Genomic DNA, 23,352 nt, shown 5'->3' with positions numbered 1-23,352 from the left:
GATCACCATCTGTTTTATTATGTTGTTTCAGATCGAGAAGCTAAAAACTAACCCATACACCCATGCACATAGTTGAATCGCTAAATAACCACGACTCACTTCATATACCTCATCTGCTTAAAAGCCTAGAATGCTAACCCTTTAGACTTTGATACATCTCATCTAAAAAGTGCCGAATTTCTCGGCACTTTTTCTTTTTCTGTTTTGCTCTTTATCGAAGGCAAATTCAGATTCAGAACTTCTTTGGAGATATGAATCACTGAAATGTAAATGAAATTCATTTCTTGGCTTCGAAGGGAGGTGGGGAGTTTTGCTAAGTTTCCTACTAAGTCTTTTTACTGCAGGACGCTTCATCAAAAAGAATGTAATAGACCGAGCTCGAGGGATCAAACAAAGAAGAAGTAAGTTTATGGCTCTCATAAAAGGAAAGGGCGATAAGAATGCAGAGGATGCTCCAAAAGAATCCCTTATGAGTAAAACCATTACATACGCTTCAATTGTTTCAACATTAATGTCTCTTATTAAGGATTTCCTTATTTTCATGTTTTTCTATGGGATTGGATTTCTACTGTTTGCCGTTGTGATTTTTTTAATCATTTATTTACTCATAACTACACTACCGAATTTACTTAATGCAGCAAATCTCAAGCCAGATGAGAGTGCGACTGCAGCGGTCACCTCGAGTAGTAGTGCTGTAGTCTGGACTGATTCCGAGTTAGCTTCAAGAGGCGGTAATTTAACGGCGTATGAGAAGAACGTATACAGACTTGGAACTTTGTCTAAGAAGGCAATCGATGGCTATGGAGGTAAGAAGTTTCTCACTGTTGATGGTGGCAGTGACGAACTTAGCACTACTATGTTAATGGGTATTTTAAGTACAGAAACTGGTATGCAGTTTTACGAGGGTTCCAAGATGGAGGACATCACAAAAGTACCTTCAGACATCCCACCAAACAGTTCGGGTTATGGATTCATGGGGTTAAGCAAGGATCTTAAATTTACTAAGACATTTAGCGATTCAGTGGTTCAAAATATGAAGTCTCAATACACGCCTTCAACTTCATACAGTTATGATGCTCAATATGCTCCCTGGGCTGTCTTACTCTCAGCAAATACCTTAAATGAGAAGATGAGCGTTGCTAGTAAGCAAATGGATCAGGTAAATACCATTCTCGATGAGTGGGGTATCGTTAAGGAAAAGAAGGAAGTAGCCGCTTTAATCATGCACTTTCTAGCTCAAGCTCAATATCACGGAGCCTACTACGATCAATATGAAGGGTATATAAATTTCTGGGCAGCTATGTATGCAATAACAGCGGACAAAGATGAAAACAGGTCATTTTCAAAGTGGGGTTTGAAACTTGATCTAGATCCTTCGAAGAATGATTTTTCAGAATCAGCATTCCGTATTGCTGTTATGGGGTCGGGCGGTAAGAACAGTCTTCATTTGCAGCAGACTCCTGAAGGTTTGACCTATGGTAAGAGTAATACGGTTATTACCTTTAATGGTGAGCCGTTGACTGTTCCACTCTGGACTTTTGTTTGGCAGAAAACTGGCGGTAATGCAGGTATGAAGAAAGCATGGGCTTTAGCTCAGAAAGTATCTTCAACAGGTGGAGATTTCCCGTTAAACTTCCACTACGGTCTAAATTCGTACTTACAGGGACAACGGATGAAGTCCTTATTACAATCTAAGCTGTTGGGTTCCAGTGGATCAGGAAAATTTGCAGTTAACCAAGGCAAGTCCCAAGCAATTATTGACGGTAAGTCAACTGATGACTATATTGCTTCATTTTATAACAGTAGCAGCTCTGGGGTTAAAAGCCTAATAGATAGTCTGCACTCAGATTGGGGAACTTCATCCTTCCTGACCATTCCTGATAATCCTGCTAAACAGGCTAATTATGTCGATCTCAAATTCGGAGTACCTTTCTACGGTCAAGGTATTCGATTTGGAGAGGTTTATGGTAATACAAAATGGCATTGGTCTGTAAGTGACACCTTGAATTACTCAGGATGCATGGTATATTCACATGCTTACGCAGCATCTGCTCTAGCTGGTAGGTTGATAAATCCTGCAGAAATGACTTCAATTATGTTAGCTTCAGATACTCTCGTATCTGCAGGTATTGTTGGTTCGAAGATGTCTGATATCTATAAGAAGATGGGATTGCAAGCTAAGTTCCTGCCTGATGCTGTTTCTAGCTTCGATGAGATAACTCAAACGCTTAAAAATGGTGGAGTAGCTGTTGTTCGGATGCATCAAGGTATGTTCACACCCAACAGCGAGAATCATTATGTGACCTTAACTGGGGTAGAGGATTCTAATGGGCAGTCATTATATTCTTTATACACGTCCTATCAACCATCTCAGTCCATGCAATCGTACACAAGAAGCACTTTGACCGAGAATATGCATAGGGATGCAGTAATCATCTGGAAATAAGGAGGAGCTAACATGAAGAAGTTCTTGATCTTGGGCGCAGCCCTTTTATGTATAGCAGCAGTGGTTACACCAATTCTAATGAAAGAGGAGCCTAGTCTAGCGGACAATACCAAACCTGCAATCGATGTAGCTCAAACTGCTTTGGATTTACGTAGAGGGCAAAATACGATAGCGGATACCTTGGGTAAGGATAAGGATTTTCTGTTACCTTCAGTTGAAACCAAGTTTACGGAATACTTGAAAACTCTAAAGGACAGCAATAACGAGAAGTTTAACGTGTCGGATTACTACAATGCCACATTCAATACTAAGAGCAAAGAAGATTTTTCAGAGTACGGCAGCGGTGCTTCAGTAGATAACAGCACCATTAAGAAGATACAACCAACTACTTCTACGCAGCCGACCGTTCCAAATGACTCGAGAATATTCTCCGAGGGTGGAGTAGATTACATTAAGGTTAACGATCTTAAGTTTATTAATGGGCTAAGTGACACAATCGCTTATAAAGGTATCTTTATTCCTATAAAGAAAGCCGATGTGCCAGAAACTTACGACATGATGTTAAAGGATGCTAAAAATTTCTATTCTTACAAGACAAATAAAGCCTTCTCTGAAGGCGACAAAAATTACATCGATGTTTTATTCCAATCAGCAAAGGGCGGTAACGCAATTGTAAGATTAACTTTAGTCAAAGGTAAAATTGCGGACTTCGAGGTGAGATCATAATGCGACAACAAGGGATCTTGATAAGTCTCATTGCTCTTTGTCTTATGACTGGATGTTCGAGTATAGATTCTTTAAGTCAGAATGTAAAAGAAAACAATGCCAGGGTAGAGAGGACGTTATCCAGTTACTCAACGAGCAAAGAATCAGCAAAACCTGTAGAAACGGCTATTGTTGCTGGCTTGAAATCCGGAGATCTAAGTTCGTTAAAGAGTTCCCAGGCTGTTTCCGAATATGATGGGCTACAGCCGATTGTGTTTAAAGAAACCGAAGAATTGAGTCAGAAAATCAGGTCATTCATTTCAAGTAATAATGCTCGGTCGGAAGAGTCCAATTCCTTTGAAGATTCCAATGGCAAGATAGTTAATAGGGGTTCTACAGTTCAAAAGATAACGGATGTCAACGGGCTTCTAGATGACTCGTTATCGGTTCACTACTTTCTAGACGATGCAACTGGAAAAGTGGAGCAACTGTTTCTTTTGAAGCTACCGAATGGGTATGTAGGTGCTTTTTCATTATATTGGGTAGGAGGCGTTTACGTTGAATCTAAGGCGTATAGGGCTGCTTAGCATAATCCTCATAGTTGTGGCATTCTTGATTTCTTTTCTTGTTGATTTAAATTATAAGGTGAAAAGTGAAGCTATCATGAAAACATCGGATACACGCTTAGATGGTTATAACTATGCGAAAAGTATATCATCTGACGCGATTTTGTTGTTTGGTATCTCTAACAATGACGAGTACACCACTTCCAAGCAAAAGTATCAAAAAATTCTGAGTGAATCTATTTATAATGAGTATTTCCCCACGGCTTCCTACCAAGGAGGGGAAAAACATATCTCTTTACGGATACTCAAGACCTCAGGTGAGATGTTGGGTTCCAACGATTTTCTCTTTAAGGTCGACTACACCGTATCCAGTGCTAGTAGAGAAGCGAATTCCACTGCTTTAGTGTTTATCAAAAATCAAACTATATACAAAATAGAGAGTCTTTTGGTTAGGTATTAGACCAAAGTTTCTGCAAAGTGTCGAGCCATCGGCACTTTTTCTTTTGTTTGATTTCCCATTCATGAGTTTTTATAAGAGTTATTTCACTAAAAGTGTAGGCAAATCATTATGAGGGGTTGAGTTTATGTTATTTGGTCTTGTAAAGACTGCTATTATTTTTGGGGTATTTTCTGGTTTACTACATCTAGTGGGGGTCATATCGAGAAAGAGCGATAAAGCCAGGAAATCTAAATAGCAGGAGTGTCTGACTGGCATCTGAACGCTTTTCCCATTATCTTTATATATCACCAATTCAATACGAATGATATGCTAAGATTGGTGATTACTACATGATACACACTCCAATAAAACCAATGTTGCTTCATAAGTCGGACACTGTCCCTACAGGGGACAGCTATATACATCAGCTTAAGCTCGACGGTCATCGTTGCATTCTCTCGTATAGCAAGTCCAAGGGATTTCGGCTATTTACCAGGCATCAGAATGATTGCACAAGGCAGTATCCTGAAATAAGCCGCGCCGAGCTGGATGCAGACGAGGTTGTTATAGATGGAGAATTAATTTCCGTGGTGGATGGGAAGCCTTGCTTTGAAACACTAATGGAGCGATTCCAAGCACGAAAGTCCATCGACCGTCTTATCGATTCAAAGCCGGTATCATTCGCAGCATTTGATATCCTCTACCTGAACGGTAAGGATCTAACCAAGCATAAGCTTACCGACAGACTCGATATTCTGCAACAGGTTGTCACACCTTCAAAAGTGATAACGGTCTGCGATTCCATCGAAGATGGGGTTCAGCTTTTCGATGCCGTTAAGCAGCTTGGATTAGAGGGTTTAGTGTCGAAGTCAAAAGACTCGCTCTACCACCTAGATACGCGCAGCCATCAATGGTTAAAGGTCAAGAACTACCTTTACGAGGTCGTACAGATCGGCGCGATCCGCAAATCCGAGTTCGGTTGGTCGCTTCTAAAGGATGGTCGCTATGTTGGGGTAACTGAATTCGTTCCTCCGAACGAACGAAAAGCTTTCGCCAAAATAGCGCAGCAGCTTATTCGCGGCGAAGACAAGAACTGGATTTACCTCCACCCTCATATTAAGTGCAAAGTAAAGTTTCAATGCTACACGAAACAGAACTTGCTCAGAACACCGAGCTTTGTTGAGTTCGTCATATAGCTACACCGAAGAGTGCCGAGAAATCGGCACTTTTTATTTTCTACTGACTCCTATTACGTTTAACGGATCGTAAGATGGGTTTTATTTTTCGTGTCTTTAGAGTATGAATTTCGGCTTCTACAGTTGTTTCAGATTTAGGAGTATTCGCAAGAGAAAGAGAATATGAAGTACATCAATAGTTAAATTGATTGTGGTTTATATGGGTTAGTAAAAGGAGCGAGTTAATTGGACAATTTCGCAGTAAGTAATGTGCAGCGAGAGTATTTAGCAGTTCTTGAAAAAGTGGAACAGTTACGTATCTTGGGTCTTAAAAAGCTTGTTTACACTTCTCGTAATCTGACTGAGCTCAGAGCGCAGATCGAGTCGATTCAGGATCAAGAGTCTTTAGAGAGATTCAATATGAGTGGTTATCTTGAGCAACTGAAAAGTCTGACCAGAGCGTGCGGAGAGGTTTGCTGCAGGTTCATAGTAGAGCCAGGATCTCCTATGCAGTTCTTTGCATGCTCATCCTGTCCAATCGAGAAGTTCGAAATGGTATACTCATAAATTCAATCCAACAGGAACGGGGTGCATCATCCATGCATGAAGTTAAAGAGAACGCTTTACGACCTGATAATTTTCTTATCATCTTGGCAATTGATAAAACGACCAATCAGCATGTGCAAACGGTAATTGGTCATTATTTAGAACATTTACCTATTAAAGACCTGACTGATAAGAAGGAAAAGAATAGGTTATATGAGGATTTTGGTTCTTACGAGTACGTTTATCTTAATAATTTGATTCTGCAGGACAAGTTCGGGCAGTTCTTCGAACGTTGTCGAGATCGAAAGACAGTGATCAACTTTGTAGATATTTTTAACAACTTGGATCATCTCCTTAGTTATTATCCTAAAAAAGACCCAAACAAAATTCTAAGTCGGAGGTATCGCGTTGCACCTTCAATCTTTCAGGACACTAAAGTTATTAATCATAATTTGCAGAAGTACCGTAAAAAGTTCGATTTATGGAGTATTTCATATCAGTACACCGCACCTGTTGTGCTTGGCGAATTTTTGCAAGTCAAAGTTCAAACTACTCCTAAGTGAACTCTCACTTAGGTTTTTCTATTGTTAAAGGAATTTTCCCTACTCGCCAGAGTGGGTTCGATTTCAGCAGTTATTGAATGAGACCAAATATAATTACAAGGAGAAATCCGAAAACAAAGAACCAGTTCAACAAACACCAACATTCAACTTTGAAAGGAGCTTCTTCTTTTGCCCACTCTGTTATCCATCCACTCCAACCGATCCCGCATCACCAAATGTGCCACCGCGCATCGAGTCCAGTCCCTGAAGGTATTAGACTCGATCCTTTACGGAAAGAGCAGTGTCATCAAGTTCATCGCTGTATTCAACCCAACAAAAGAGATCGATATGCATTTCAATTCGCTCCTAGAGTGGGACTTAGAGAAGATTCTCGGAAGCAAAGTATCGGTCACAGACGCCCGGCAAACTCCCGCCGAACTTGAACGATTTGCAATAGACATTAACGACTTGGATCCAAACTGCACCTACTGCAAGGAGTAGCAGTCATTAAAGGTCTTTAACACATTTCAATCATCGAGAGGGGGAATAAATATGCTCTTGCGTCATATTTGCGAGGTCTGTGGTAAAGAAGAAATTTTAACTCCTGAACAAGGTTTTGAACAAGGATGGGACTACCCACCTAAAATGGGACAGTTTAGATCATTTCCCCGAGAACATGCGGAAGTTGTGGAATTGACCACACTTTATGGTGGGCATTGAGCACTGGTAAACAAGCAACTGATTTAAACGAAAAACAGCTCCAAACGCTTAATCGTATCTTGAATGAGCCAGAGAGTATTATGATAACTGATTGATCCAGTAGGTATGAAGGTAGTTCACTAAGAAAGGTGCTGACAAAATCAGCACCTTTCTTCATGTCGATAGATAATTAACCGCATTAACCAATCTTGAAGGTCGATTTCCAACCAACTTCAGGAGTCAACGACCAACCTAAATCACAGTAGTATAAAGCTTCAATCCCAACTCGAGCGAAAGGTGTGGTAACGATGCATCAGTCAATTTCTTGCAACATAGTACAGCTCTGTTTTCTATCAGGGGTAGCCAACACACCATCACGGTTTAACCGTAGCTCCGATAAGATCAAGAAATGGAGCTTTACCAAGTATCTATAAAACCGAAGGGAGTTGATCCAAACATGAAGATCCTATACACAATCCTACATCTAACGATAGCTCTCCTGCAGCTACTGGTAACTAACATAAGACAAGTCCTTTTAACAGCAGTATTATTCCTAGCCGTATGGCTCCTAGCCACACTGGTAGGAGGTTGGTCTAACTTCTTCATCATCGTCTTTTTACTAGTCAGTTGTGCAATCGTAGCCCTCGTTCTACGTAAAGAAGAAGCCTACTAGTAACCTCTCCGATTAGGGGTAGCGATCCCGAAAGAGTTCATTGATTCAGCAACTAAAACACATTAGGAGGAACAGACAATGAAAACAGTCTACATTTACTTACATCCACAAGGATTACAAACCGGAGAAATCATTCTTGTCGGGGTAGAGAGATTAGAATTTAACTGGAGACCTGCATCGATTAAACATCTCAGACATGACCTTGCTAGTCAGCGTCGATTACTCGAATTAAACGCGCATCCGGACGGGAGAATTTACCCTTGGGGTGAAAACGAAATAGTAGTTGTGCAAGAGGGTCCGTACATTTGGGACGCTAAAGCATTCGATTGGAGGAAATATTGACCTGAAGGTGCTGACCAATTAGCACCTTTCTTCATGCCTAAAAATGATTTACCCGCCCACCCAACCACAGAACCTGTTTTTCCAACCAACTAAAGCATCTTGTTAGATTATGGTTATGAATGTTTGTATGGACATTCTAGACAGAAATAAAATTTATTGAATAAATATGTCTTTATGGAACACCTGAAAAATCTACGTTCATCATTTCAACACCCTCACGCATTAGAGGGAGAAACTGAAAGAGTATTTCTTAATTTTAATACCTGTGCGATAATTTTGAAAATTATTTTCAATGTTTTTTCGATTAGATTATCGAAGACCTGTGTCGGATGGAACACCGTAAATCACAGTCGTTCATCGTTCAAGCAGTTGTGCGCATATATAGGTGTTTTAACCGAGGAATATGACTTTTATGACAAAAATTTCGGAGGATGATTTGAATGGTGAGTATTTTGATGGTAGAGCTTGAACAAGCAGTTAAGAGGAATAGTCCTCAATTTGATTTTAATTGTTGCAGCAGAACGATTAGCAACTGTGCACGAATTATTGATCGAGAGGCAAGAGTAATTTTCTTCGAAGAGATGTTTTTAGTTAAATCAAACACCGATTGGACAAGAGGTAAGAGAAGTGCGTTTGGTAAGTTATGTGCTGAGGATTCCTACAAGTTAGGATCAATTACAATAAACGGAAGGCTGTTTCAATACAAGAGATTTTCCGCTGAAGAAATTTTCATGAATAAATAAAACCATCATTTCTAGTTATGTTGATAATGTCTACGCTGACTTTACGACAGTTAAAGTAGTTACCACCCTTTAAGGGGTAGAGCCCAAAGTTTTGGTCGTATGTAGGGGTTCGGTGTATTCAGTTACCAGCGAAGTGGGCAATCACTGAGCTATCATTTCTTTCCCATAGTAAACATGAAGAAAGGTGCTGACAAAATCAGCACCTTTCTTCATATTTAAGGATAGTTATACGAACGAAACAGATTCCCTCTATGTAAAGTAGGTCTTTGCTACAGAACGATTAATCGTAGTCGCTAATTTAGTCGCAGAAGTAGCTATGCAGGGGTAATTAATAATTACTTTTGTAGTTAAGAGTGACTATATGTTGAAATAACGAAAGAAAAGTGTTACACTTACCTCAGTTGATTACTTTTGATAGTAAGAGTGATCTTATGGAGGGGGGTATGACTAATGTTTAAATACAATCTAGCGCTGTGGCTTGCAGACGAACCTTTGAGGAAGGCAACTGATCTACTTGAAGAGGAAAATAAAGAATACCTCAAGGCTATCGAGGTTGATGCTGTGGAGCACTATAATTCAGTGAGCAGACGAAGCAAGAATTTTAAGGAAATCAAAGATTGCAAGGTAGTCAATAATGCTGGAGTAAGCGAGATTCGCATCATATTAGAAAGCGCAGCTGTATTAAATACGCCCAATCGAGCGTTGCGTGAGTTCAGCAGCTACCTTGCTAATGGAGCTTTAAATGGGTTTGTTCGGTATGGTTCCTTGTTACGAGGCACATCCGAAAAGGTAGAGTCTCCTATAGCTGAGCTTACAGATGAAGATTTATTAACTTTGCTCATACGTTGCGTATTACGAAACAATAAGCAAGATAGAACCTTTCTTGATGCGATCAAGGACGTAGTTAAGAGTGAGTACCAGGACTGAGTTTCAGAATAGGGAGGGGGATAAGATTTGTTGCTCTTGAGATGTATTTGCGAAGTTTGCGGTAAAGAGGAAATTTTAACTTCCGACCAATTATTCACCGAAGGCTGGGATTATCCCCCACGGCTCGGGGAGTACAAAGTAGTATCCCCCCGCACTTGTGGGTCATGCGGAATCGAAGGCACTCTCTGGTTCGCAATGAACGTTGAGGGCAAGCAAATCGCTGATCTCTCCGAGCGGCAGCTCGAAACGCTCCATCGTATCTTGAACGAACCTCACTCTATAATTCCTAATTAATAACCAAAGGAGATGGTTTTCATGTTTACTGATAAGCAACTCAAGGACTCATTACAATCCGCTTCGTCGTTTATTCTCAATTCCAGAGGGTTAGATACCCTTGCGATCAGAAAAAGATTTGAGGAAGATACCTCTCTTACGGACGCTGATAAGGCTCAGATACTGTCTTATTTAGATGAACATGTGAGTGATGCTCTATATATTAAGGCAAAGGCTTGCATTGATCAAAGTGAGCTGTCGAGCAACTACTTCCGAAATCATCCAACAAGGAAGTTCCGCGGAGCATATTCTCCAGTCATAATGCAGCTGATCGCGGCTCTTATGACAGACTCTATCGTTACAAGAATTGATGATATCATCGACTTAAGGGGTAAATATGTTGTTGTTGACGCGTGGTGTGAAGCCGACTCTATATATGATGATTTAGAATGAGCCAAGTATTTCGTAGATGATGCGGCTCATCAGGTTAGAACAATAATGAAGTTTATCAAACTGCTGACACCATCAGCAGTTTTTCTTCATTCAGGGAGTAGTTGAGATCGTCCAATGGGTTCAGTCTAGAACCTTGTAGCGCACCTTTAAGAAAAAATAGAAGTTAACTTCATACCACACGATAATTCACCCGCCCACCCAACCACAGAATCTATTTTTCACATCTACTTTAGCAATAATCGCAGAGAGTACTTCTTACTATCCTGAAGGGGTTATTATATAGATGCTTTTGGGTATATATGGTAGACTTGAATAGGACTTTAGTAGTAGGGGGAATGAACTATGGCTAAAAATACTGGCAATGATTGTCGAATTGGTGCAGTTAAAGACAGATCACAAACGTATAATCGTGCTATCTACATAATTTAGGTCGAGCGACTAAAGCTTATTGGTAGTCGTTGAATTACGAAATATTATAAAATAAGGGGGATATTCAAATGAAGAAATTTCTTTTAGTAATGGTAGTTTGTGCGGTATTGTTTCCGTTCTTCGGACCAGTACCTTTTTTCATTGCACTTGCGGTATATTTCGTAAAGTGGATCATTGGTCGTCGCTAATATATTAAATACTCGCAACCAAACTTAGTGAAGCTCCCTACAATGGGCGATAAATATATTAAATTGGAGAGGATCATCAAGAATGAAAAAAATGGTTAGTGTTCTTTTGGCTTGTATAATGGTTATGACATTAGTGGGATGTGGCGACAATTCGAACAAACATGAAGGTGAAGCAAAAACACCGTCAGGTTCAAGTGCTCAAAAAGGTAGAGATTATCATAAGGTAGTTGATGACTTTAATTCAAAAGGATTCAAGAACATCAAAACAGAAAAAATTGAAGATTTAATTACAGGTTGGGTAACAAAAGATGGAGAGGTTAAAGAAGTATCTGTTGGAGGCGATGTCAAATATTCTTCAGATAAATGGATATCTGCAGATACAGAAGTCATTATTAAGTATCATACATTCAAAAAAGAAGATACTGCGAGTGCAGCAAAATCTGCGGCAAAGGATAATTCAAATGCAGAAAAACCGAAAGTAGAACAACCGAAAGTAGAAATCCTAACAGTAGAAAACAACAAAGAATTGGCAACAATACTTAGCACAAAAGATGAGACTAGTCCTCTTTTTAAAGAATTTGCTAAGAAGTATAATGGAAGAACTATTGAGTTTGATGGGAATACCGCTTATGTGAGTCCCTACAAAGATTATAAAACAAGATTTGATTATTTAATTTTTGCTGGTAACTACAGTACAACTACTTTCTCGGGACCTGAATTCCAAATTAAAAATGTTAATTACTCTGATTTACATCTTACAGGCGATAATGTTCCTGCCTCTTTTGGTAAAGGTCATAATATTCGTATCACTGCTAAGATTGTGGGATTCAATGAAGATCCTAGACTTATTCTACTCGAGCCAGTTTCTATTAAAATGAGATAAATATCTTTAACACATACCCCAAGACGGAAGTGGAGATAGAGTAATTCATTCGGAGATACTCTATCTCGATATTGATCGCAAGCAATTGGAGAAATACATAGGTCTTTGGAAATTGCTCTTATTTTTTTTTGTGGTTCAAATGGGGCAGTACTAGCATAGCTGACACCACTCGCAAACACATGGATAAAAACGTAAAAAACCTCCGTTTTAAAAGGGGTTGTCTTTTTGCTGTCTATATGGGGTCATCTCACGAAACGGTAATAATCGTACACGGAGTAAAGCTTATGTTATATGATCTAGGGGGACAATATAATGGCATCCGTCACACAAAGAGTCGAGAAATTTAAACAGCCATATGGAGGCTTTTTAAGACCAAACGATTTTACTAAAACAGTTTTCGATGACGGGATCGAGTTGTGCTTAGAGGAGAATATATATGCTGGTTTAGTCGGGATAGCGGTAGATTATCTGGTTCGCTTCATGATTGGAACCCCTGCGGAAGAGGCATTTAAGATTTCGCTGAGAGGTTCTCAATACATGAAACAAGAAAATAAAGCAAAAGAATTCATAAATCAGATAAAGGGATTGGATGATCAATCCATAATTTATGCTTGTAAACTCGTAGGTTATGACGTGTGCGTTAGGGTGGGCACAATCAGGTATATGCCAGTAGAAGACATTAATCCCGATGAAAATACTGTGTCTAACATTCGTACAATGGTGAATAGGAGCCTTTCTTTCTGGGGACATTCAGGACCAATTATTAAGGAAGGGTTCAGTTTTGAATTAGCTTATACACCGACGATTACATCCGGCGACGGGGATTACCTGACAGAAGATACTTTGTGGGATTTAAAGGTGTCTAAGAATTCTCCAACAAGTAAGCATACTTTGCAATTGTTAGTCTACTATATCATGGGTCTTCGCTCAATTCATACGGAGTTCCAAAATATAAAAAAATTAGGTATCTACAATCCAAGGCTTAACATAGCCTATTTGTTAGAAAATTCAAAGATTGATTCTTCCGTGATAAAAGAGGTAGCTACTTATGTTGTAGGTGTTCATTCGCCCCTCGAAAAGGTTGAGACCCACATGCACGTCAAGGAGTGGGTTATCCTGTCTCCTTACGGCGAGACGTATCGTTGCCGCAATCTTAAGCACTGGCTGCGTGAGCACGAGGAATTGCTTGACGGTACGGTCACTCAAGCCTCGGAAGGTATAAGAAAGATCAAATACTCCATGCAGGGAAAACTGAAGAATAAGTCGTATCATTGGAAAGGGTGGCAACTCTTAGAGTGGGGCGACAATTAAAGTGACGATTCCCCTTGCGTAAATCCGCGTTTTGCCCCAGTACCACCTAGCTGTCACCAGGGGTAACGTTTGTAAATAAATGTTAGCCCCAAACGGGTGGAACAAAACAATTTCAAAAACCGCGATAAATCCTTACAAAGGGGTTCAATACCCTCGCCTTTAATGGTAGAATCTTACCAATAATTAGGCGGGGGTTTTTCTATGTCAGCAGCATCGTTCGATCTCATTTCTGATCTTCATTTAGATTTTTGGTTAAAGCAACCTCAGTTCGACTACACCAACGGCATCGATCTTTTAGTAGACAGCTTACTTCCTAACAATAACCCATCGAACACCCTACTCATTACTGGAGATCTGGGTCATCATAACTCCCAAAATAAACATCTCTTAGAAAGCTTCAAGCGATACTATAAAAACATTCTGATGGTCTTTGGTAATCATGACCTTTACCTTGTAGACCAATCAGAAAGTTGGCATTACGAGAGTAATTCGATGAATCGACTTAAATCAATGAAGCATGTGGCTCAAAATATTGAAGGTGTCGTAGTACTCGATGGCACGACAGTCAGTATTGATGGTATAACTTACGGTGGCTCAATGTGCTGGCACGATCTCACCTATGGGGTATCGCTAGGCTTCTCGGAGTCATACCTCTACGACATCTGGCAACGATCCATGCGGGACGCCGACTTGATCTACCCGAAGTTCACTAGAACTTTGCTTAAATACTTCTTTGAAGAAGAGCTTAGAAAACTCGAACGTATTTTCGACCAGTCCCAAGTAATCGTCACTCATGTCGGACCCGATGCTTCAAGCATGCCGACCAAGTATCAAAACAATCCAGTATCAACCTTTTTCTACTTTAATGGGTCTCAACTACTGGAGAGAGCAAACAGGAAGGTATGGTGCTACGGTCATACCCATTCTCACACTGACTATCACCACAGTTCTGGTTGTCGACTAATTAATAACGCACTGGGGTATCCGATAGAGAAAACTGGCACCAAGATTAAAACAATTGAAATATAATCTCGATGTAGCAGCAAGGCGTCCTTTATATGATGAGAGGTTAAATTAGCTATCCAAAGAAACAGCTATCCTAGAGGGGGTAGCTGTATTTTATTTTTCTAAAACGGGTTTCTTGTCGAATTATGCTAAAGTAGCAGGAATTAAGTCGCTACTGGTGAATATTTACAAGTAATATTTCTTGTGAATTTTATTTTTGGAGTGATTGATATGACATCAGAGGTAAAATGCCCGCTATGCGGTTACTATGCAAAACTAAAACAAGATGGTTCTGAGGTTTACCAGATGGTTTGTGTGAGTTGCGGTGAGTTTCAGATAACCGAAGATTGCTTTGATGATTTACCTGCCGAACGTAAATTTCAGTCACAGCTGATAAAGGTTTCAGCATTTACCAGATCCCGAACAATCAATAAAGACCCTATACCCACATTGTTTATCAGTGATCCAAATGGTTATTCTGAGGGGTATTCGATACAACAAATTATTAAACTGTTCCCATCCATTTCAGATCTTAAGTGGAAAGCCCTGAGTAATCTTAAAGGGCTTTCAAAATTCTTTGGCGATAAAGTTTTGATAGAAACCATAGACTACCCTGTTTTCTATCCTGAGATAGATCATGAACAGCTTTGCCTAATGATGATTCGAACTTTGATCGAAGAAGGTCTGGTTACTGGTGACGCAAAGATCCCTACTCATCTCATAGTAACTGAGAAAGGTGTATCCCAGTTAGAGACACTATCTTCAGATGCAGCACATGTAGCTGTAGTAACACCGCCAGTAGCACCAGTGGAAACAGTTGAGCCATTGACACCTGTTGCTAAACCCAATAAGCTAGATGGGTTGCATCCGAGAGTATTGGAGATCGCCCAAAGGCTTTTCCAAGATGGGCATTATCGTTCGGCTGTCCTCGATACGTATGTAGCATTGGATAATGATGTTAAGCATAAAAGTAGGCTACAAATCAATGGAACAGATCTAATGATAAATGCTTTTACCAATAAAGAAACTATTCTTAAGGTAGCTGGTGGTAAGGACCCGCAGCTAGGAGCGATGTGGTTGTTTTCTGGTGCTATGATGGGGGTTCGCAATGTCCTAGTGCATAACCATTCGATACATCCATCAGAACAGGAAGCGTTAGAGCAGTTATACTTTGCATCGATGCTTTTTAGACAATTAGATCTCGCAGTGAATGTTAAAGCGGAGAAACTCATGGTTAATATATCTCAGCTATCGTTCGCGCTAACAGGTGAAGAATCCTCTGCAGACAGCGCAAAAATTAAGGCTTTCCTTGCACCTTCAAGAGAGTTTGTTGACGGCGAATTGCACAGGCTCTGTTTCCGAAAGATCCTTGAAATAATTAAAAGCGGATACTACAATGACCAAAATGCAGGTATAAATCTGTTGTTGGAATGGAATGCGCCGATCTTCAACCACATCGCCTATGAAGACCATGTCGAGTTAGTCTGTGCCATTTACAAGGCGGCAAGTTATTCTCGCCCGTCTCGAGCTGCTGAGTCGTTAATTAGGGATGGCTTTAAACCAATAACAAGGAGTCTTAGACTATTCCAGGAACATTTGCTTTCTAGTCCTGAGGTATTTCATAGGTTATTGGAGAAGAAAATTTGGAGAAAACATGAATTCTTCAAGTCAATTGTTAATTACGCTGACCTAGAGTTTTTGGTAGCATTCCTTAATAAAATAGTCGCTAGAGAGTTTGTGTTAAATCTACCTGACTTAAATAATCTGAGTTATGAGTTGAATCACGCAGGGCGGAAAGGTCTTGAAGACCTGAACGATAGGATCTATAAGATGAACGAGGAGCTTAATAAATAGCACAAAACCGCCAGTAGGAACTGGCGGTTTTACTTTTTTATCGCTTTTATAAGATCATTTCCATTGATGTCCAGAAGACTGTAGGCTCTTTCAAGCATATCCTTTTCAAACAGATGCGTTGCCTTTTCGATGATGCCGCTATCTTGAGCAACATGATTGAGTTGTTGCACCATAAATTCTGAATTGCACAGTGCGACGACCTTTTTACTGTAGACAAGTAATTCCTGTTGAAAGGCAACTGCACGTTCAGCTACTTCAGGTGAGTAGACCGCAATCTCACCAGATGAGTCTGACATTTCTCGGTGATCGACAAGAATGTTTAGTTCGCCCTTGCCGAAGGTATTGCATATTCCAACTAGAGTTTTTGACATGTAGTCCACATTCTGTGGAGTAAGCAACCCATGCACTTCAAAAGCGAGCACCTTTTTCTCACTATCAATGTGGTATTTAAACCGTTCACTAAATGGCACGATAAAGTCCTTCGGTTGATATGCAGGGGTATTCTTAAAGCGCTCTGTTGAGAACATGTAGGCTACAGTGACTTTTAATGCCACAGCTATCTTTTCTATGTTAACAATGCTGATATTTCGTTCCCCTCGTTCGACACCACTCAAATATGTCCGATCGAGCCCTGCTCGATATGCGAGAAGTTCCTGCGACATTCCCGATCTTGCCCGAAGCTCCCTTACACGTTGTCCAAACTCGGTTTGTATGTCTGTTATCATAATAACCCCTTGAAAACAATATTTTACAAGGTAAAATATACCAATAAAATGATATCTCAATTGTCGAATTTTGTAAATGAATATTTGAAATGTGACTTATAGTCAACTGACTGTAAACGAAGTGTAGATTAAAATAAATATGCCATCTACGCATGGTAGTTTGGTTTTGACCGTTGTTGTTAGTAAAAAGAATATTAGGGGAGAGGGTATTAACAATGAAGAGGTTTTCAATTCAAATGTCAATTGTAATCACGTTCTTAATCATCATTGGATCGCAAGCGACTCCTGCACTGGCAGCGAGTAATGATAATCAAAATCTTCCTGCTTTTATGTCAGATCCTTCAATTACCGAAAAAGTACCAAACCAACTTATTGAAGAAGATGTAATTTTTCTTGGGGACAAGGACATACCCTTGGAATATTTAAAAAAGTATCATAATTACTTTGTAGATACACTGGTGCCTAGTTTAGTAAAGGTGTTTCCTTCGCTCAGTAGTAATACTGAAAGACCTGTAATAATCGTAGCTCGGACAGAAGAGTCAGCTAAGAATTGGACAGAGTTCACACAATCTTGGGGAGAGTACAATCAATTTTTAGGAAAGTACAAACAGGCAAATTTACTTTTATTAGAGCATCACAGAGAAAATATTGATCAAATAAATGACATACTTATCACTCATGAGTTTGTGCATTTTATTGTTGATAAGGTGCTTCCTAAAACTGCTAACAACTACGTCCCAAGCTATATTAATGAAGGAATGGCTCATAACATTGCTTGGATGTTGCATGATAAAAGAACTAATTGGACTTCTAGTTTAACTGATAAGTATTGGAAAGAAATTTCAAATTCTACTACTGAAGTTCCCGAGTTATGGAGATATCTTAAGCAGGATGCTTGGACAGTTACATCTGTCTCTTTCCTAGTTAACAAATATGGAGTCTCTAAATTAATTCAGTTTGTTGAGCAAAGTAATAGAAGTTCATTTGATGGTGCAGAGAAAGCATTTACTAGTGCGTTTGGAGTTACTCCAAAGCAGTTTCAAATAGAATATGAAAATGAAGTTAAACGCCAAAGAGGACAGGAAATTACGGGGGCTTCTGAAAGCTCCATAACATCTGAAGCTAATCCAAGCCAGTTCAGCCCCGATAACGTAGGAGTCCGTCTCAATGGTAAATACATCGACCTACCTGTCAAAGCGAGAATCATTGACGGAAGCACCTTCATCCCAATTCGAGGGGTCTTGGAAGGAATGGGTGCGACAGTCTCATGGTTTGCCCCAACACAAGAGATTTCAATAAAGGGTAACGGGGCAAATCTATCTTTACATATCGGTGACACACGAGCACTTGTTAACCAGAAGATTCTTACCCTATCATCAGCACCTTTTATCTCGGAGGAAGGCTCAACCTACGTGCCACTTAGATTCATCTCCGAAACCTTAGGAGCCAAAGTAGATTGGGACCCGAATACTTACACAGCAATCATTGACACAGCTAAATAAAAGACTAAATATTTATAAACTTGGGGTAAAGGGTTCTATTTGAGCCAATCTAATCTCAAATACATACGATGGAGGATTTTACAATGTTGAAGAAGGTTTTAAAGTTTTCAAGTGTTTCGGTTTTAGCTCTTACTATCTCTATTTCCGCGGCACTCTCGGCATTTGCAGCCGAGAAAATAGTTACAACTACAGAAGGTGGTTCGGTCACAATTTCTGATGTAATCAAGGAAATTAAGATTGTTGACGAGGGTAGCGGTACAGGGGATACGATTTATGTAACATCTGCTCCTGTAAAACTAACTATCAACGGATTAGATCCACGTCCAAGACTCAGTTTTCATCCTAAAGCTAAATTATCTGGAGATTCATTCGATTTCGGTGAGAAACACGAGAAGATTGATGTAATTGATAATGCTGTAGAGCTCACAAAGCCAGGATATTATGTAATGGGAGTAATGTTTGGTAGTGGTTACACCGGTGCGAACGTAGCACAGCTGGCAATTCAAGTTATTAGTGACTCTTCCACCGCGTCAGGTGAAGCTGAATCTAAGCCTGAAACTGTGTCAGTTTCCAAACAAGGTAACGCTACTCCTACGGCTTCCAGAGTTTCGGTCGACAGCAAGGCAGTTTCCTTCCAAGCCTATAACATTGATGGCAACAATTACTTCAAACTTCGTGACCTTGCAAAAGCAGTTACTGGTTCCAAGAAGCAATTCGAAGTTGGTTTCGAACAAGCGAAGAATGCAATTAGTTTATCGTCCAACAAAGCTTACACTTCCGTTGGTGGTGAACTTGAGACATCCAATGCTCCTGCTCCGAAAGGTGCAGTTCCGACCACATCGAAGGTCTATATTGATGGTAAAGAAGTTCAGCTTACAGCCTATAACGTAGATGGCAACAATTATTTCAAATTGCGAGATGTAGCTAAAGCCTTTGACATCGGAGTAACCTTTAATGCAACGACCAACCAGATCGGTATTGATACATCCATCAGCTACAAAGAAGAATAGACCTTTATTTACCAAGATGATGCCTTTAACGTGGCATCATCTTATTGATTTGGACACGGTAACTAATTTGTTTAATAGGGGAGATTACTTAGAATGAGTAAGAAAATGAAAGTAAGTATTTTGAAACACCCAGAAACACTAATTGCTACCTCTGTTTTAGCAGGGCTATTGCTATTCGGAGCTGGAAACACCGCATCTGCCGAAACGCCAGTTACGGTTGAGATTGATGGCAAGGTACAGACATTCTCCCAACCTGCGATAATCAAGGACGGGAGCACATTAGTGCCGTTAAGAGGCATATTCGAAGTTCTTGGTGCTGAGGTCGATTGGGACAGCAAACTTCAAAAAGCGTCTGCTCGCAAAGGCGCGAAACTAATCGAGCTTACAATCAATAAATCAATCGCTACCATTAACGGTGAGTCGGTAACCTTGGCTGCCAATGCGCAGCTAATCAATGGTAGTACTATGGTGCCGTTACGTTTTGTTGCTGAGTCCTTAGGAGCGAACGTGTCGTTCGATTCAGATTTGCGTAAGGTCAGTATTACTAGCACAAAGATTGATTCAAAATTGGAGAAAAAAATAAATGATATCTATGCCAACATCATCGACTCATCGATGACCGATTTCCAGAAGGTCTATGCCTTTAACAAATATCTTACCAATCATGTGACTTATGATTTTGATAACTATATGAAAGATACAATTCCTGCCGTAAGCTATACCGCTGAAGGCGCACTTATAAAGGGTGTTGCAGTTTGTAATGGGTATACCGAGGCAATGAAGCTGTTCCTTGATAAAGCTGGAATAGAAAATAGGGTAGTTATTGGTGCTGTCCCTAGTGAAAGAAATAAAGGTTGGGAAGATCATGATTGGAATCTTGTAAAGTTAGATGGCGAGTATTATCATGTCGACTCCACTTGGAGTGATAGGGACTTGAGTCGCGACACACAATCAGCGAATCCTGCACCATATGGCGACGTAAGTTTAGATTATTTCTTGGTTTCTGACAACTTTATATATGGGACACATAAATTCCAAAAGGATAAGTACCCAAAGTCAGGAAACAGGTTTGATAAGGTTTTTGGTGATCCGATGGCTAGTGGATCTTCTTTTCCTGTTTACGAATCTAAGGACAGTATTATTGTCCCGACAGCAAACAGCAACTCTACAAGATCACTCGTAACTATTGATAAGGATGGTAATGAAATCAAGGGGGCTCTCGCGCAGCAACAAATGAATGGCTTTTTGAACGAGACCGTTATAGACAATCATATATTCTACACTGTTGATCAACGTACTGGCGAGCATACAATGGATTTGTATCGAATCACACCAGATGGTAAGGACAAAACGCTTGTTGCTAAAGATATGAATGGCGATCCTGTAATTGTGGGGAATAATGTTTATTACTATTCCACTTGGTGGGACCCAGAGCAGAAGCTTCCAGGTAAGACCCATATTCATCGAGTATCGCTGCACACTGGAGAAGATAAGATTCTCATGGATAAAGGATATCTAATGCACGTTAATGAAAAGCATATTTACTACAATAATAGCAAAGATATTTACCGGATGACATTAGATGGTGAAGCTCCAACACTAATCACTAAAAATGTTGACCAACTAAATGTAATGTTTTCTGGAGGTTATATGTTTTATGTGGAGGCTTCCGATTACTCAGTTAGTTATGATAAGCGGAAGGTCAGGGTCCATGCTGTACAACTTGAGACTCTTAAAGACACATTTCTATTTGAAGAGGCATCTGACGCATTCTTCCATAGTTATCTAAATGGAGAACTAACGTATAGAACCGCTAACGGGGACAAAACAGTAAAGTTAGGTTTTTAATGAGTGTTAAGAGGTCACAACTACAATCTTGTTTGTCCAGAAAATGAATAAAACTCTATATTACCACTAGTGAAAATACTGGAGCTGAACTGTAAACAAGACATTCAAAATAGGTTCTTAGCAAAATAGAGATGGAGTCTAATGGCTCCATCTCTATTTTATTTTTGTTTTTATTTGAATAGTAGCAAGTTGCCGCGAAAATCGGCAGCTACTATATTCGTTGCGGATAATTCTCCATTTGGTGAACCATGAACCACTTTTTTATTAGTTGTAAGACATTTGCTCGTTTATGGGTTCAACTATTCTTTATTAAATGTTAGAATACCAACAAATTCTTAACGGTAGGGGGTTCCCTATAATGATCAAGATTAAAGATAAAGGTTTCGAGCGAGCTGTCAGGTCAGCCCTCAACATCCCGAATCCGCTGATCTCACAACATCTAACCTCAGCCACCTGAGTCTGCAAAACTGTAGCTCATTGACCTATCGGTCATCCGAGAACTTTGCTTGAAGCAGCTAACCCATGCAAAGCAACTCGATAATCTCGCCTTAATCGACTGCAATATATTCGACACCGCACCGTTATCCGACTTTAAGTTCAATGAATTGCTCTTATCCTACAGATAGAAAGGAGTACCATTACCATGACTAACACTCTCAACGATGTAGTCGCCAAACGTACCGATTTTCAGCGCATTTGCACTCATCACGGGGTAGTCCTGAAGCTTTTCGGCTCCTGCTTGAACAGAACCGAAACTCCAACCTCAAGCATCGACTTCCTCGCGACATTTGACCAAAGTACGTTCTATCATGACAAATTTTTCGAAGTGCATGAGGCTTTAGAAGCCCTATTCAACCGGAAGGTCACTCTGATTGACTCGAGCCGCATCCCAGAAGCCATCCAACCTACCGATCCAGTTGACGTAATGGATCTTAAAGCCGACAAACAGTACGAATTCACTCCAAAGACGAGCCAACTTTACTTCATCGTACTGCAGCACTACCTAAAGCACCATGATATTGAAAGGGTAGAGCCGATTATAAATCCCGAACATTATCGTGGTCTGTATACGTATCTAGCCCGAAGGATCAGTTGGTGGTTCGGTAAGCTGCTCCGATTGGACGATAACGATATTCGGACTTATGAGGGGTTCTACTTTGTTGAGGTCTTATACCTTTGCTCTAAGTTACAAGACAAGTTTTACCAAGCGTCAACTGACGAAATCGCTCGATTCAAGGAACTGTTCCCCAAAGTAAGAGAGTATGTATATGACCGCTGCCTACCTGAGGATGAGGTTTTAACTGAATTCGCAAGAGTATGGGTAGGGGAGCCTAGAAGCTTCGACCCGTTCCTAGAAATGGACTAACAAACACCACCTTCTGGGGTTAGCCTTGGAAGGTATTTTAATTTTCCAGAGTTAAATTACCCTGCAGCGATATCTAACTGCTTTCCGCATCTCTAACCATTGAAATTCGAGGTCATTCTGCAACACGTCCACCGCTACAGCAGCCAACCGATTTCAGCATTTTTCCGCTAATAAAATTTACATCAATATGAAGTAAATTTTATTTGTAGATGAGGTGTCCAAATGAACGTACTCGACGACGTTATCATCAAGAAACGTGGTTACATCATGTCCATTGTCTCTCCCCTCGGGGTAGTGCGGCTCAAGCTTTACGGATCTGTCCTTGATCGAACCGAACGTCCCGACTCGGATATCAACTTTATTTGTGTTTTAAACCCATCTAGCGAGTATGACAAAGCAACCGCTATCGATCTTATGAAGCAAATACTAGAACCAATTCTCCATCGGAGAATAACTATTCGAGATTCCAGAAGCACATCTGATTACCTTCGACCAGACCCCAACGATCCGGTAGACATTATGCTTTTGGACGATAGGTCTTATGAGATAACTCCTAAGTCGAGTCAGCCGATTTTCAACTTGATGGTTAAAATGTTCGAGAAAAGCGAATCCAGTTACTTTGCTACTGTATTTCACGAAGTCCATTACGCTTTACTAGCAAATCAAATCGATTCACATTTCAAGAGCCTATTACCACTCCAA

The 23,352-nt window shown here is 40.1% G+C and carries 20 protein-coding genes; 19 read left to right on the top strand and 1 reads right to left on the bottom strand.

Features of this window, described 5'->3' with window-relative positions; translation table 11 throughout:
• Window positions 1–310 precede the first annotated feature (310 nt).
• From AC58PV_RS24365 to AC58PV_RS24295, 15 genes are all read left to right on the top strand, one after another.
• Complete coding sequence (locus AC58PV_RS24365) at window positions 311–2,446, top strand: hypothetical protein (protein WP_497435136.1); 2,136 nt, start codon at window positions 311–313, stop codon at window positions 2,444–2,446.
• Window positions 2,447–2,458: 12 nt separating this feature from the next.
• Window positions 2,459–3,172: a hypothetical protein gene (locus AC58PV_RS24360; protein ID WP_497435135.1), complete on the top strand. Its 714-nt coding sequence runs from the start codon at window positions 2,459–2,461 to the stop codon at window positions 3,170–3,172.
• Complete coding sequence (locus tag AC58PV_RS24355; RefSeq protein WP_497435134.1) at window positions 3,172–3,738, top strand: hypothetical protein; 567 nt, start codon at window positions 3,172–3,174, stop codon at window positions 3,736–3,738. Before AC58PV_RS24360 ends, AC58PV_RS24355 begins: the two co-directional genes overlap by 1 nt.
• A complete protein-coding gene (locus AC58PV_RS24350) occupies window positions 3,710–4,177 on the top strand; it encodes a hypothetical protein (RefSeq protein WP_497435133.1) in 468 nt (155 codons plus the stop codon). Before AC58PV_RS24355 ends, AC58PV_RS24350 begins: the two co-directional genes overlap by 29 nt.
• A 329-nt stretch (window positions 4,178–4,506) precedes the next feature.
• Window positions 4,507–5,352 (top strand): ATP-dependent DNA ligase, encoded by an 846-nt coding sequence (locus AC58PV_RS24345; protein WP_497435131.1) that lies wholly within the window; start codon window positions 4,507–4,509, stop codon window positions 5,350–5,352.
• A gap of 578 nt (window positions 5,353–5,930) precedes the next feature.
• Window positions 5,931–6,440: a hypothetical protein gene (locus AC58PV_RS24340; protein ID WP_497435130.1), complete on the top strand. Its 510-nt coding sequence runs from the start codon at window positions 5,931–5,933 to the stop codon at window positions 6,438–6,440.
• Between the two features lie 531 nt (window positions 6,441–6,971).
• Window positions 6,972–7,139, top strand: a complete 168-nt coding sequence (locus AC58PV_RS24335) for a hypothetical protein (protein WP_497435129.1) — start codon at window positions 6,972–6,974, stop codon at window positions 7,137–7,139.
• Window positions 7,140–7,869: 730 nt separating this feature from the next.
• Complete coding sequence (locus AC58PV_RS24330) at window positions 7,870–8,133, top strand: hypothetical protein (protein ID WP_497435128.1); 264 nt, start codon at window positions 7,870–7,872, stop codon at window positions 8,131–8,133.
• Between the two features lie 440 nt (window positions 8,134–8,573).
• Window positions 8,574–8,876, top strand: coding sequence for a hypothetical protein (locus tag AC58PV_RS24325; protein ID WP_497435126.1), 303 nt, complete (start codon window positions 8,574–8,576; stop codon window positions 8,874–8,876).
• 450 nt (window positions 8,877–9,326) lie between these two features.
• Window positions 9,327–9,803 carry a hypothetical protein gene (locus tag AC58PV_RS24320; protein ID WP_497435124.1) on the top strand — a complete coding sequence of 159 codons (477 nt, stop codon included), beginning with the start codon at window positions 9,327–9,329 and terminating at the stop codon, window positions 9,801–9,803.
• 315 nt (window positions 9,804–10,118) lie between these two features.
• Window positions 10,119–10,529 (top strand): hypothetical protein, encoded by a 411-nt coding sequence (locus AC58PV_RS24315; protein WP_497435123.1) that lies wholly within the window; start codon window positions 10,119–10,121, stop codon window positions 10,527–10,529.
• Window positions 10,530–11,228: 699 nt separating this feature from the next.
• Entirely contained in the window at window positions 11,229–12,029 is an 801-nt protein-coding gene (locus tag AC58PV_RS24310; protein ID WP_497435121.1) for a DUF4839 domain-containing protein, read from the top strand.
• Between the two features lie 312 nt (window positions 12,030–12,341).
• Window positions 12,342–13,340, top strand: coding sequence for a hypothetical protein (locus AC58PV_RS24305; protein WP_497435120.1), 999 nt, complete (start codon window positions 12,342–12,344; stop codon window positions 13,338–13,340).
• 201 nt (window positions 13,341–13,541) lie between these two features.
• On the top strand, window positions 13,542–14,369 hold the full coding sequence (locus tag AC58PV_RS24300; RefSeq protein ID WP_497435119.1) for a metallophosphoesterase family protein: 828 nt from the start codon (window positions 13,542–13,544) through the stop codon (window positions 14,367–14,369).
• A 207-nt stretch (window positions 14,370–14,576) separates the two neighbouring features.
• A complete protein-coding gene (locus AC58PV_RS24295) occupies window positions 14,577–16,199 on the top strand; it encodes a TIGR02391 family protein (RefSeq protein WP_497435118.1) in 1,623 nt (540 codons plus the stop codon).
• A gap of 29 nt (window positions 16,200–16,228) precedes the next feature.
• Here the strand turns inward: AC58PV_RS24295 and AC58PV_RS24290 are convergent, their stop codons facing one another.
• Window positions 16,229–16,924, bottom strand: coding sequence for a helix-turn-helix domain-containing protein (locus tag AC58PV_RS24290; RefSeq protein ID WP_497435117.1), 696 nt, complete (start codon window positions 16,922–16,924; stop codon window positions 16,229–16,231).
• A 215-nt stretch (window positions 16,925–17,139) separates the two neighbouring features.
• Between AC58PV_RS24290 and AC58PV_RS24285 the strand changes: the two genes are divergently transcribed.
• The 4 genes from AC58PV_RS24285 to AC58PV_RS24270 all read left to right on the top strand — a co-directional run bounded on the left by AC58PV_RS24285 (window position 17,140) and on the right by AC58PV_RS24270 (window position 22,650).
• Window positions 17,140–18,426: a stalk domain-containing protein gene (locus tag AC58PV_RS24285; RefSeq protein WP_497435115.1), complete on the top strand. Its 1,287-nt coding sequence runs from the start codon at window positions 17,140–17,142 to the stop codon at window positions 18,424–18,426.
• 83 nt (window positions 18,427–18,509) lie between these two features.
• Window positions 18,510–19,436, top strand: coding sequence for a hypothetical protein (locus AC58PV_RS24280; protein ID WP_497435114.1), 927 nt, complete (start codon window positions 18,510–18,512; stop codon window positions 19,434–19,436).
• Window positions 19,437–19,529: 93 nt separating this feature from the next.
• Window positions 19,530–21,284 (top strand): stalk domain-containing protein, encoded by a 1,755-nt coding sequence (locus AC58PV_RS24275; protein WP_497435113.1) that lies wholly within the window; start codon window positions 19,530–19,532, stop codon window positions 21,282–21,284.
• 643 nt (window positions 21,285–21,927) lie between these two features.
• Window positions 21,928–22,650 carry a nucleotidyltransferase family protein gene (locus tag AC58PV_RS24270; protein ID WP_497435112.1) on the top strand — a complete coding sequence of 241 codons (723 nt, stop codon included), beginning with the start codon at window positions 21,928–21,930 and terminating at the stop codon, window positions 22,648–22,650.
• The last annotated feature ends 702 nt before the right edge of the window (window positions 22,651–23,352 follow it).

It is taken from the genome of Paenibacillus sp. J22FR83 (assembly GCF_059691955.1).
The sequence above is the reverse complement of the archived record's forward strand: the minus strand, read 5'-3'. Positions and strand labels throughout refer to the sequence as shown.

Bases quoted from the DNA above. Each gene is read 5' to 3' on its own strand.
- AC58PV_RS24290 (WP_497435117.1), bottom strand. From the start codon at position 16,924: ATGATAACAGACATACAAACCGAGTTTGGACAACGTGTAAGGGAGCTT.
- AC58PV_RS24305 (WP_497435120.1), top strand. From the start codon at position 12,342: ATGGCATCCGTCACACAAAGAGTCGAGAAATTTAAACAGCCATATGGA.
- AC58PV_RS24345 (WP_497435131.1), top strand. From the start codon at position 4,507: ATGATACACACTCCAATAAAACCAATGTTGCTTCATAAGTCGGACACT.
- AC58PV_RS24270 (WP_497435112.1), top strand. From the start codon at position 21,928: ATGACTAACACTCTCAACGATGTAGTCGCCAAACGTACCGATTTTCAG.
- AC58PV_RS24310 (WP_497435121.1), top strand. From the start codon at position 11,229: ATGAAAAAAATGGTTAGTGTTCTTTTGGCTTGTATAATGGTTATGACA.
- AC58PV_RS24360 (WP_497435135.1), top strand. From the start codon at position 2,459: ATGAAGAAGTTCTTGATCTTGGGCGCAGCCCTTTTATGTATAGCAGCA.
- AC58PV_RS24335 (WP_497435129.1), top strand. From the start codon at position 6,972: ATGCTCTTGCGTCATATTTGCGAGGTCTGTGGTAAAGAAGAAATTTTA.
- AC58PV_RS24285 (WP_497435115.1), top strand. From the start codon at position 17,140: ATGAAGAGGTTTTCAATTCAAATGTCAATTGTAATCACGTTCTTAATC.
- AC58PV_RS24295 (WP_497435118.1), top strand. From the start codon at position 14,577: ATGACATCAGAGGTAAAATGCCCGCTATGCGGTTACTATGCAAAACTA.
- AC58PV_RS24315 (WP_497435123.1), top strand. From the start codon at position 10,119: ATGTTTACTGATAAGCAACTCAAGGACTCATTACAATCCGCTTCGTCG.
- AC58PV_RS24275 (WP_497435113.1), top strand. From the start codon at position 19,530: ATGAGTAAGAAAATGAAAGTAAGTATTTTGAAACACCCAGAAACACTA.
- AC58PV_RS24300 (WP_497435119.1), top strand. From the start codon at position 13,542: ATGTCAGCAGCATCGTTCGATCTCATTTCTGATCTTCATTTAGATTTT.
- AC58PV_RS24320 (WP_497435124.1), top strand. From the start codon at position 9,327: ATGTTTAAATACAATCTAGCGCTGTGGCTTGCAGACGAACCTTTGAGG.
- AC58PV_RS24330 (WP_497435128.1), top strand. From the start codon at position 7,870: ATGAAAACAGTCTACATTTACTTACATCCACAAGGATTACAAACCGGA.
- AC58PV_RS24280 (WP_497435114.1), top strand. From the start codon at position 18,510: ATGTTGAAGAAGGTTTTAAAGTTTTCAAGTGTTTCGGTTTTAGCTCTT.
- AC58PV_RS24325 (WP_497435126.1), top strand. From the start codon at position 8,574: ATGGTGAGTATTTTGATGGTAGAGCTTGAACAAGCAGTTAAGAGGAAT.
- AC58PV_RS24355 (WP_497435134.1), top strand. From the start codon at position 3,172: ATGCGACAACAAGGGATCTTGATAAGTCTCATTGCTCTTTGTCTTATG.
- AC58PV_RS24340 (WP_497435130.1), top strand. From the start codon at position 5,931: ATGCATGAAGTTAAAGAGAACGCTTTACGACCTGATAATTTTCTTATC.